Origin of the sequence: Agathobaculum sp. LCP25S3_E8 (genome assembly GCF_052117165.1) — a bacterium.
Taxonomy (GTDB): Bacteria; Bacillota; Clostridia; order Oscillospirales; family Butyricicoccaceae; genus Agathobaculum.
Map to the genome: position 1 here is coordinate 1 of NZ_JBQKJR010000079.1, position 10,964 is coordinate 10,964.

11 protein-coding genes and 1 tRNA gene are annotated in these 10,964 nt (G+C 54.0%); 4 read left to right on the top strand and 8 right to left on the bottom strand.

What is annotated here, in order from left to right:
• Positions 1–295 precede the first annotated feature (295 nt).
• Positions 296–727, top strand: coding sequence for an Arc family DNA-binding protein (locus ACTQ34_RS16435; RefSeq protein WP_441364726.1), 432 nt, complete (start codon positions 296–298; stop codon positions 725–727).
• 138 nt (positions 728–865) lie between these two features.
• Here the strand turns inward: ACTQ34_RS16435 and ACTQ34_RS16440 are convergent.
• From ACTQ34_RS16440 to ACTQ34_RS16465, 6 genes are all read right to left on the bottom strand, one after another.
• A tRNA-Val gene (locus tag ACTQ34_RS16440) sits at positions 866–942 on the bottom strand.
• Between the two features lie 57 nt (positions 943–999).
• A complete protein-coding gene (locus ACTQ34_RS16445) occupies positions 1,000–1,128 on the bottom strand; it encodes a hypothetical protein (protein ID WP_441364727.1) in 129 nt (42 codons plus the stop codon).
• An 18-nt stretch (positions 1,129–1,146) separates the two neighbouring features.
• On the bottom strand, positions 1,147–2,274 hold the full coding sequence (locus ACTQ34_RS16450) for a sodium ion-translocating decarboxylase subunit beta (protein ID WP_441364728.1): 1,128 nt from the start codon (positions 2,272–2,274) through the stop codon (positions 1,147–1,149).
• 387 nt (positions 2,275–2,661) lie between these two features.
• Positions 2,662–5,040, bottom strand: coding sequence for a hypothetical protein (locus tag ACTQ34_RS16455; protein WP_441364729.1), 2,379 nt, complete (start codon positions 5,038–5,040; stop codon positions 2,662–2,664).
• Between the two features lie 30 nt (positions 5,041–5,070).
• Positions 5,071–6,933, bottom strand: a complete 1,863-nt coding sequence (locus ACTQ34_RS16460) for a M56 family metallopeptidase (RefSeq protein ID WP_441364730.1) — start codon at positions 6,931–6,933, stop codon at positions 5,071–5,073.
• A gap of 18 nt (positions 6,934–6,951) precedes the next feature.
• The gene (locus ACTQ34_RS16465; RefSeq protein ID WP_441364731.1) at positions 6,952–7,323 is read right to left on the bottom strand and encodes a BlaI/MecI/CopY family transcriptional regulator; all 372 of its coding nucleotides are present in this window, start codon (positions 7,321–7,323) and stop codon (positions 6,952–6,954) included.
• Positions 7,324–7,501: 178 nt separating this feature from the next.
• Here ACTQ34_RS16465 and ACTQ34_RS16470 point away from each other — a divergent pair, with 178 nt between their 5' ends.
• Both ACTQ34_RS16470 and ACTQ34_RS16475 read left to right on the top strand, forming a co-directional pair.
• Entirely contained in the window at positions 7,502–7,939 is a 438-nt protein-coding gene (locus ACTQ34_RS16470) for a hypothetical protein (RefSeq protein WP_441364732.1), read from the top strand.
• A gap of 42 nt (positions 7,940–7,981) precedes the next feature.
• Positions 7,982–8,248 (top strand): barstar family protein, encoded by a 267-nt coding sequence (locus tag ACTQ34_RS16475; protein ID WP_441364733.1) that lies wholly within the window; start codon positions 7,982–7,984, stop codon positions 8,246–8,248.
• Positions 8,249–8,297: 49 nt separating this feature from the next.
• Here the strand turns inward: ACTQ34_RS16475 and ACTQ34_RS16480 are convergent, their stop codons facing one another.
• Positions 8,298–9,110 carry a CAP domain-containing protein gene (locus tag ACTQ34_RS16480; RefSeq protein ID WP_441364734.1) on the bottom strand — a complete coding sequence of 271 codons (813 nt, stop codon included), beginning with the start codon at positions 9,108–9,110 and terminating at the stop codon, positions 8,298–8,300.
• A 167-nt stretch (positions 9,111–9,277) separates the two neighbouring features.
• Complete coding sequence (locus ACTQ34_RS16485; protein ID WP_441364735.1) at positions 9,278–9,685, bottom strand: glycosyl hydrolase family 18 protein; 408 nt, start codon at positions 9,683–9,685, stop codon at positions 9,278–9,280.
• A 207-nt stretch (positions 9,686–9,892) separates the two neighbouring features.
• Between ACTQ34_RS16485 and ACTQ34_RS16490 the strand changes: the two genes are divergently transcribed.
• Positions 9,893–10,693 carry a DUF3800 domain-containing protein gene (locus tag ACTQ34_RS16490; RefSeq protein ID WP_441364736.1) on the top strand — a complete coding sequence of 267 codons (801 nt, stop codon included), beginning with the start codon at positions 9,893–9,895 and terminating at the stop codon, positions 10,691–10,693.
• Positions 10,694–10,964 lie beyond the last annotated feature (271 nt).

Genomic DNA, 10,964 nt, shown 5'->3' on the forward strand with positions numbered 1-10,964 from the left:
GACGCCTGTTCCGCTTTTCCCTGTTTCTCAGCCAGCGGTAATAGCCGGATTCGCTCAGGCACAGGACACGGCACATCTCCTTTGCCGTGTAGACGCCCTTGCGTTCGACTAGCTCCATCCGATAGATATTTTTCTAAATCTATAATCCGTAATGCTCCGGAACCTACGATTGCGGCTACCATTTTCCTCCCCATACAATTAGAAAAATAGTTTTAGATATACATATCTATTTAACGCATTATACACATCATAGCTATAAAATGAGCACACAATATATCTGCAAGGAGAGAAGTCTATGGCTATCAAAAGTGTGTCCATTCGAATTGAGGAAGAAATGCTGGAAAAGCTGGGATTTGTAGCTGATTATGCGGGCCGCTCGATTAACAGTCACATTTTGGTGCTGATTCGTAAGAGCATTCAATCTTTTGAACAGCAACACGGCGAGATTGACGGTACAATTCGTCCGGATGTCAATGTCAAACCAACCAGAAAAAACTTATTCTTCCAGGAAACAGCAAGAACCGTTTCCTTTTTATTGAGCAAATTGCGTCTTACAATGCATATAAACCTATTTCCGGGGCATCAATGCTACAGCAATATTACAATTCCCGGACAACGTACCGGAGTCTGTGCTCCTTGCGATTGCCCGTATTCTTCTTCCGGACTTTCTGGAAGTTTTTGCTCATTTGTCGGATTCGTAGTCGAACGATTCCAAGCCGACCGATGATGCGTAAATGAAAAATGGGATGCGCCTTTAAGACGCATCCCATTTTTCATTTTGATTGTATGATGTAAATTATTGCGGAAGAAAAACAACAAATCCGAACCCATCGCCAACCGGCGTCAGGTTCGGATTATCGTGTTGTGGTGGGGTTGGCGGGGCTCGAACCCACGACCTCTCGCGTGTGAGGCGAACGCTCTGACCAGCTGAGCTACAACCCCGTTTGTTCGGTTTACCTTATTACTATACCAGAAACAAACGGGGTTTGCAAGTCTTTTTTACGGCTGCCCATTTTTGTCCAGTCGGCCGAGCAACGCCACAATCAGCGCGATCACGGCAAGCACCGTGAAGATACCCGCCATGCCCTGACCGAGCAATAAAATTGCCATCCATACCGATTCACTCATCCGTCATACGCCCCTTTCTTACATAAAAAACCCGAGAATCACGCCGCCTGCCACGACCGACGCAATCTGTCCGGCAACGTTGGCACCGACCGCATGCATGAGCAGGTGATTGGTCTTATCCGCTTCCACCCCCAGCTTTTCAATGACGCGCGCGCTCATCGGGAACGCCGAAATGCCTGCCGCGCCAATCATGGGGTTAACCTTATTCTTGCAAAACAGATTGAGCACCTTTGCAAACAGCACGCCGCCAATCGAATCCAGTACAAACGCAACCAGCCCAAGGCACAGGATAATCAGCGTTTCCTTGGTCACAAACTGCTCTGCACGCATGGAAAACGAAATCGTAATGCTAAGCAGCAGCGTAATCAGGTTGGCCAGCTCATGCTGCGCAGTTTTGGACAGGCTCTCCAGCACGCCGCACTCGCGAATCAGGTTGCCGAACATCAGGAAACCAACAAGCGACACCGATGCGGGGGCGACCAGTCCGGCCACAATCGACACCACAATCGGGAACAGGATGCGCGTGCGGCGGCTGACCTTGTTCGCGGCATACGGCATCTTCATCGCGCGCTCCTTTTTGGTCGTTACCAGCTTGATGGCAAACGGCTGAATGATGGGCACAAGCGCCATATAACTGTACGCCGCAACCGCAATCGCGCCGACGTACTTCGAGCCGAGCACCTGCGAAACCAGAATGGAGGTCGGCCCGTCCGCCGCGCCGATGATACCGATGGACGCGGCATCAATGATATCAAAGCCGAGTGCTGCCGCCGCGATGATGGTCAAAAAGATGCCAATCTGCGCCGCCGCACCGAACAGGAACAGCTTGGGGTTTGCCAGCAGCGGACCAAAGTCAATCATTGCACCGATACCGATAAACAACAGCAGTGGGAACGCCTCGCTCACCTCAATGCCGCTTTCAAACAGCCATTGGATGATGCCGTGCGTCTCACCGACGCCCTGCGTCATCTGGTCAATAACGCCTGACATCGGCAGGTTGACCAGTATCGCGCCAAAGCCCATCGGCAGCAGCAGCGCAGGCTCATACTGCTTCTGAATCGCCAGCCAAATCAGCAGCCCGCCGACAACATACATCACTGCCTGCTGCCACGTCACCGACAGCAGCCCTTCATATAAAAATTCCATACCGTTCCCCTCCCAATATAATGCGCAGCATTGATGCAATTCGTCAAAAGACAGGACATGCGCCTGTCTTTTGACACCACGCCCCAGCCGCCTTGGGCGGCGTCCGGGGGTATCAAAAATCAGTTTTTACAGAACTGATTTTTGTATCCAGGGGGTATGGATACCCCCTGGAAAAACAACAGACCTGCGTTTTCCTCAGAAAAGGAAAACGCAGGTCTGGTCATTTCAGGCAACAGCCAGAACAGAGTCAAACGCCCCGTCATGCTTGTTGGCGATGCCGCGCGGACACACCGCGCCGACTACTCCCCTTTGTTTGGCAACATCTTATCATGGGAAAGGGGCGGTGTCAAGGCTATATTGGTGTTAAGTTTTCGTCAAATTGTGCACTTAATAACCGTATGCGCCGTCTTCAAGCACCCACTTGCCGTCCGCACCGCGGTACAGCGCAAACGACCAGCCCTCGGCTGTCTCCTCGCCAAAGTGCGCGTCGCCGATGACCGTAATCACGTTGTCGATTGTCAGGCCGGTGCTCAGCACTTTACCTTTCAGTACGCCATTATCCATGACACCCTGCGACCAGCTATATTCGCTGGACGCGTCATAATGCAGGTTATCCACTGAAAAGCCATGCGCCACGGCATAATCGCGTACGGTCTGGCAGGCGGCCTCGATTTCCTCCTCCGAGAACCGCGCGCCAAAGATGTCCGGATTGGCAGCCTTGTGCTGCTGCCACATCGTCTGCACGGTCGTGCCACTGCCTTTGACCGCTTGCTCAATCGCGTCCGCGTCCTGCTGCCAGCGTTTATCCAGCTCGGCAAACACGGCCTCGGCATACGCACCATCGACCCAGCCCATCTCAAGCGCCTGCAGCAGCTCGCCCGTCGTGCGGTAGGGGTAGTACTCCATCATGTTAGCGACTACGCGGAGATAGGGCGGATACTGTGGCTGAGAGCCGTCATAGCCGATGGGCAGCCACAGCACCGGACTGCTGTCCGACAGCTGCACGCGCTGCATCCGGATGGTCATGTCACCGTCGTCCCAACGGTAGGTGATGCCAAGCTCGCTATTATCCTCGCTGCCGGTTTTGCCGACCCACTTACCGCCCACAAAATGCAGCACATATTCGGCGCAGGCCTCGGGGGTGGACAGGTCGGGGTTGTCAAGCGACGCAGGCTTTTCCGCCATTTCGCTGAGTTTTTCCAGCCCGGTCGTGTCAAACACCGGAAAGCCCTGCTCCAGCGGGAACGCATACCAAAAATCTTCGAGTGAGCGCACACCATCCGAGGTATTGACCAGTTCTTCCGTGCGGGCGGGTGTGATGGTGTCGGTCTTTTCGTACCACAGCCGCTGTGTGGTGGTGAAATAATACGCGCGCGAGCGACCCAGATACCGGACAGTCAGCACACACGAACCGTCGGTCAGGTTGGGTTCGACCGTGATTTTGTCAATAAACGGCGCGCCATCCCATTCGTTCTGCGCATAAGCATACCGCACCGCCAAATCATGCAGCACCTGCTGCCGCGCGCGCCCCGCCTGCGCGTCATTCTGTCCGTCAAACGAGATCGAAGTGCCGTCCATCGCCTGCGCCGCCTGATACATTTCGGTATAAGCTGCGGCGATATCCTCATCCGACGGATCATACTGCACATCGGACGCAAACGACAGATAATAGGTCAAGCCGTCGCGCTCGGTGAGCTGCTTGCACGGCACTGGGAAACCGGACTCCCAGTCCTCGCCGAACTGTGCTTTGAGTGACGCGGTCGCCTCAGCATACAATCCCATCACCGCGCCGCCGTCAGTTGGGTCATCCGTGTAACCCGGCAGTGCATTTTGCAGGCCGAATTTCACCGTATCGTCAATTTCCTTGACGTAACCCTGCTCCACAAAGCAGTCGGGCAGCGTCAGCGTGTAGCCATAGGTCGGGTTCGTATATTCGGTCGAATGGATGGTGTAATCCGTATTCGGCACACCTTCGTTGGACAGCCGGTAGACGAATGCCGCGGTATATTCCTGTTCCGTGCCGGTATAGGCACTGGTGCGATAGGTCACCGTCACGCCGCGATAGACCACTGCGGTAGGTGTCGAGGAGAGCGCCTCGACCGCCAGATGCTCTACCTTATATAGGTACACTGCGCTGCCGCGGTCATACACATCGGTGAAGCGGATATTCGTCTGCTGCGTCTCCTTGTCGGTGTATTGCAGCGTGCCGTCCGCGTGGATGACCGCGTCGGTCAGCACGGCATCTGTTGCGGTCAGCTTACCGTACAAAGGTTCCAGTTCGATGGTCTGTCCGGCTTCGAGCAGCGGGATTTCGCCGTTCGCGTTCGCGAGCGCCTGCGCGATGGTCGCGCCGACGGGCAGCTGCACATAGCTGACCGGGCTGTCGTCCTCAACCAGATACGCACCAAACCCTTCGTCAAACTGCGTGACCAACCCGACCGGCAGCCAGTAGTCACCGGTTTTGCGCATCTGCACATCGACCGACGGGCTTTCGTCAATGAAGCGCACGCGCACAACTGCTTCGTTGCCACTCTCTGAGAGCAGGTCGAAAGCCGAGGTACCGCTAACATAGCTGAGCGCAATCGGCGCGGCGTCTTGCGGTTTGTTCAGCGCATCCAGTGACTGACCGTTAAAGTTGTCCGCGCCCTCCGGGATGGTTGGCCATGCGAGGCCGGAGTCGTAATACAGGCGGAATATCTCGTTGTCTGTCATATCGCCGCCGCGGTTGATCTGTTGCACATCCACGATGGCCGAACGGCCGTCCACACTGTCAGTCTCCACCAAATACGCGCTGCGCTAGTCTGTCACACCGCCGCCGTATGTCTGGAATACGACCAGATAGCTGTCCTCGTCCTCAGTCGGGACGAGGACATAATCGCGGTAGGACGGGGACGAGCCACCGAATTTCCAGTTAACGCCGCCGTCCGGTAGATACCTGTCGGTGCGGAACTCTTGCTGCATCTGTTCGGACAGGATGGGATAGATATACTGTCCGCTTTTGTGCGTCACGCCGCGCGCATACTGTCCCGCGAGGTCGGTGGCGGTGCGCACGTTTTGCCCGCCGTCATAGGTAAAGTCCTGCGGCAGCCAGCCTTGATCGAACTGATTTACCATGGTGATGGTCACTTCACTGCGGTCGGCAAACATGACCGTGACATCGCATATATCATCGCCCATCGTGCGGTCGAGAGACGAACCGCCCATCGTATTGCCGTCCAGCCGCAGTAAATTCAGTGCGGCCTGATCGGGCTCACTGATATCCATCAGCGGTTCGGACCAGTCCACCATCAGGAAATCCGGAAATCCGAGGTCATTTTCGTACAGAATTTTGAACTCATCGAGCGAGGTTACATTCTTTTCCGCAATCTGCTCAGTGCGGCTGACCTGCCAATCACTTCCGTCTTTTTCAAAGAAGAGCTGCCAGCCTATCCGCGTTGGGACGGACTGTATCAGCTGATCTTCCCACATCACATTACTGGTATGATCAAACAGCACATAGGTGTTCTCCCCGTCCAGCTTGACCGTATACCCATACTTTGGGTTTGCGTCCTGCGCCCACTGCTCCGCCAGCGCAATCCGCGTTTCCTCGGTCAACGCATTCTTGCTCTCCCCTACCGAAAAAGCGCAGCCCAGCGTGCCGACCAGCACCGCCGCCGCCACAACCAGCGCGATGCCACGCCTTTTGACCTTTTTGTCAAACAATCCTTCGAAACGTCGCATCAGCGTCTCCTTATCGCCGGCAAAGCACGACACCAGCGCGCGCTTTTTCATCTGCGCCTCTGCCGAACGCAGGATGGTCTCGCCATAGGCGCGGCGGGCATCCACGTCCATGCCGCGCACGACCGCATCGTCGCACGCCAGCTCAATGTCCTCCTGCGCAAATCGTGCCATCAGATGCACCAGCGGATTGAACCAATGCACTGCCCGCGCCGCCACCAGCGCCAGCTTGAGCCACAGGTCGCCCCGCTTGTAGTGCGTCAGTTCATGCCGGAAAATGAACGCCGCATCCTGTTCGGACAGCGCTTCGTCCGGCAGATAGAGCGTGGGACGGAGGAAACCCGCCAGCATCGGACAGTCCGCCGCCTGCGTCACCCGCAGCGGGATATCCCGCCGGATGCCAAGCGCGCGCTTCTGTTCCTCGAACACCGCACGCAGCGTATCGCGCTCAGCCGAACGGCTGCTTTTCTCCAGCACATAGTGGAACGTCAGATAGAGGTACAGCTGCCAGCCGGCGAAGAGCAACAGACCGGCAATCCATGCAATCCCCAGCACGCGCCCCAAATCGAACGAGATGATCGATGGTTCATCATGCGGGCTGAGCGTGCGCACCTGCTGCTGTGTCACCCAACGATCGGTCGTAATTGCCCCATCCCGCTCGAGAACGGGCAGCCCTGCCTGATCAAGTTGCTCAGGAGTGAAGTCCGTGCGCGTCAGATAGGTCGTGCGCGGCGTGACCTGCACCGGCGGGTCGGGCAGCGTCAGCTGCACGGGAATCAGCAGCCGCAGCGCGAGTACCGCCCACACCAGGCACATCGCGCGCGCGGGATAGCGTTTTTTGAGGGCTTTGCGCAGCAAAAACAGCACCAGCGCCGCCGCCGATACGGTCAGGCCAATCTGCGCGAGATTGTTCAGCAGATCGCTCCATTCAAAGCGTAACATATCCTACCCCTCCTGTCCTTACCGTCCCTGCGCGTCGAGAAAGGCGCGCAGTTCGTCAATATCGTGCGCGGTCAACGCGCCCGCGTCCGACAGGCTTGCCACCAGATTTTTCACCGAGCCGCCGCACACGCGCTCGACAAAGCTGCAGCTCTCGCGCTGCAGGTATTCCTCCTGCGTCACGCACGGCGTATACTGGTTCTGTCGGCCTTCTTTCTCGCACGAAAGGAACCCTTTGTCGCACAGGCGCGAGAGGAAGGTGAGCACACTCGTCGCCTTCCAGTCGCTCGGCACCTTGCGCTGCACCTCCGCGGCCGTCACCGGCGCTTCCAGCGACCAGACCGCCTGCATCACTTCCAGCTCGGCATCCGGCAGTCGTTTGCTTTTCTCCATGTTGTCCCCTCCTTTTCTACAAATGTAAAATCCTTTCTGTGTCTACATTCTACAATAGTAGAATATGCTTGTCAAGTCATACTTTGTTTACACTTTGAAAATTGACAAATGCCACTGTTTTGCGCTATGCTTATAATATAAAATCACAGACCCCATACCGACAAAGGAGCCGGAACCTATGCGAAAATCCATGGCGCTCGGATTTGCCATTTGCAGCACGCTGCTGCTGATTTTGTTGTTTCTCGCCGGGCGTATGCTGTACATCAAGTTCTATCATCAGTCCTATGCGGACATTACGGACAAGACCACCCAGACTGTGGTTACACTCACGGAAAACCAGACCGAGGTGCAGACCGTGACCGATCCGGAACAGCTTGCCGCCATCACTGAGCTGCTGTCCGGCTATACCTACACCCAATATCCCAAGCTTCTTAAGCCCGGCAAGGAAAAGCTGACCGGCAACCGATTGACCGTCACCTTTGAAAACGGCAACTCCATCGGCGTCAACGCGGACGGCTACGTGTTTGTAAACGGTGAGCTGCGCGACATCGAAGGAAGCCGCGGGCAGGAATTCTACCACAAGCTGTATCTCCTATTCTATCCGAATGCAAGCTGACACGGTCTCTGTCATGCATTTTTCGAGGGAGGATAAACTCACATGCGAGAATTGCTTTTGGATGCGGAAGCCTTTTATACCCGCGCACAGGTGCATGAAATGCTGGCGCGCACGTTTGGCTTTCCCGAGGACTACGACGGCACACTGGACGCGCTGTATGACCAGCTATGCACGTGTCCGCCAACACGCCTGACCTTGCGGCATGCCGAGCTGCTGGTGGACACGCTGGGCAACTATGGCGAATTTTTGCTGCGCGTCATCGCGGGTGCGGCATCGGAAAACGGAGATTTTCTGCTGAATTTTGAGTAAAAACAAAAAGGACGTGCAAAGCACGTCCTTTTTTCTTATTTGCAAATTCTTATGCCGTAAACAGCTGCGCCCAGTACGCTGTGCCGCCCGACACCGTATAACCGACGCCGATAGTCGCGAAGCTCTCGTTCAAAATATTCGCGCGATGGCCGGACGAGTTCATCCATGCCTGCACCACCTGCTGCGGTGTGGACTGACCATAAGCAATGTTCTCACCCGAACGGGTATAGGATACGCCCGCCTCGGTCAGTGCGGTCGAGAAAGAAGAGCCGTTCGGCCGTGTGTGAGAGAACGACTGCACGGTTTCCGCGGCGCGTACCTGCGCGGCCTGCTGCACGCGGCTGTCCACCTTGAGCGCGGACAAGCCGTATTTCGCACGCTCGGCATTGACCAGCGCCACGACCTGCGACGCATAATCGCCCTGCGACGAACCATTGTCCTCCTCCGGGGTCTGTTCCGGGGTCGTGTCCGGCGTCTGCTCCGGACGGTTGTCATCCGGCAGCTGGGGTGCGTTGTCCGGGGTTTGTTCCGGCCCCTCTTCCGGCTGCTCGATATCCGGGGTTTCCTCCGGCTGCTCGATATCCGGGGTCTCCTCCGGCTGCTCGATATCCAGAGTTTCCTCCGGCTGCTCGATATCCGGGGTCTCCTCCGGTTTTTGCTCCGGTCGATTTCCAGGGTATTGACCGCACAGGAATGCGAAATACTTTTCCAGCAAATTCTGACGGAAACCGGATTCATATACATAAGTATACGCGCGGGATGCACGGGTTTCTGTCTCCTGCGACAGATTTGCCGCTCCCGCCGCTGTGGTGGTCGTCATCACCGCGGCCAGCGCCAGCGGTACGATTTTCTTCAGCTGCATGATTTGCTACCTCCTTGGTGTTTCCTTGCTGTTTCTGGTGCCCTTTGCACCATGTACCAGAGTATAGCGTGCTTTGTAACCGTTTTGCAATGGAAATGCTTGCAGAAAAGCCCTAAAAGCAGCAGAAACCGACCGAAAAAGGAATTTTCCGGTCGGTTTTCCGTCTTTTATGCCAGTTTTTCAATATCGTACAGCTGATTGAGCACAAGCCACAGCTGCGGAAAGTACCGCATGATGTTCCACACGCTCACGCCGCGCAGCCGATATTCCCCGGCCAGCGCCAGCTTGGCGCGAATGGAGCGCGCATCCTCAAACCAGACTTCGTGCTCTGACCGCTCACGCCAGTAATTGTAGTGCGGCGACTGCGCCTCCGCATCGAACCGGATGGGCGCGCCCGCCTGTACCGCCTGCTCCACCGCCTGCACGTTGCCCAGACTGCGCGCGCGGCTCTGGCCTTTGATATAAGGCAGTGTCCAGTCATAACCGTAGTTAGGGATACCCATGAAAATCTTTTCCGGCGGAATCTGCGACACCGCAAAGCGCACCACCTGCTCAACCTTGTTGATGGGTGCCACCGCCATTGGTTCGGAAAGGGCATAGCCCCATTCATAAGGGTGGGGATGATATAGACGAGCAAAGCCGGGGCTTTCCAGTATCTCAATATAATCTACAGGGGATTCTTTTAGTTGTACTTATATATAGCACGCAGTAAATTGGCATTGAAAAAAAAGGCAAACACATATATAATTTTATATGTATTTTCATACAAGGTTGGTGAAATCATGAACGAGCCTACTCTGCGAATGTATGTCGATGAAAACGGCAACTATAATTTGCGCGAAAACCTATCAAACGATAGCAATCGATATCTATGTTTAACAGGAATTGTTATGCGTTTAGAAACCCATGATGAACTTACTCAGCGTTTGGATGAACTAAAATTGAAATATTTTGGTTCGAAAGATATTATCCTACATCGAAGAGAGATTATTTCGGGCAAGCCTCCATTTCAAGCTTTGAAAGATAATAACATTCGTTCAAACTATAACGATGATATAATTCGCATTATTAAAGAATTGCGTTACGGCGTGATATCTGTAGTTATTGATAAGAAAGCTCTTGTAGATAGGTATACTTTGTTACGTGCTCAGGACCCATATGCTCTTGCTTTAGAATATCTTATGCAACGTTATCAATATTGGATGCAATACTACAGCAAACACTATGAAAATGTGATGGGCGATATTGTTGCAGAATCCAGAGGCGGACGAGAGGATCGTATTACAAAAGAAACTTATAGGCTCATTTACGAAGGGAAAGGATATATTGGTCTTAATAACGCCTCTAAGTATTATTCATCTAAAGAAATCAAACTACGGAAAAAGAAGGCCAATATAGCAGGACTTCAATTTGTCGACTTACTTTCCCATCCGGCTCGTCGTTATATATTATCACAGAATCATTTAGCGCACAATTTGAATCCTACATCATTTGAACAAACGATCGTCCAGATTCTTGTAAAAGAAAAATTTAGGCGACATAGCGGAAATATTGATGGAGCTGGGGCAGTGTTTTTCCCTTAATAAATATCCTAAAAACATAAAAAAGCGGTTCGATAAACGAACCGCTCCGAGTGCAAGCACTCCACCTCCAAGTAACCTTGGATTAATTATAGTATACCCTATTTTTACAGCTTTGTAAAGAAGAAAAAGCACGAAAAGAATTGACGCTGACGCAAAAAGTAGGTCTGTCCCAAATTTTGTGTAAACACTGCCGGGCAGTGCAAAATAGAGCCAAAATAATTTAAGGCGGGAGCGGCGCCAGCTGCTGATGCCTTGTCTACAAAATAACAGC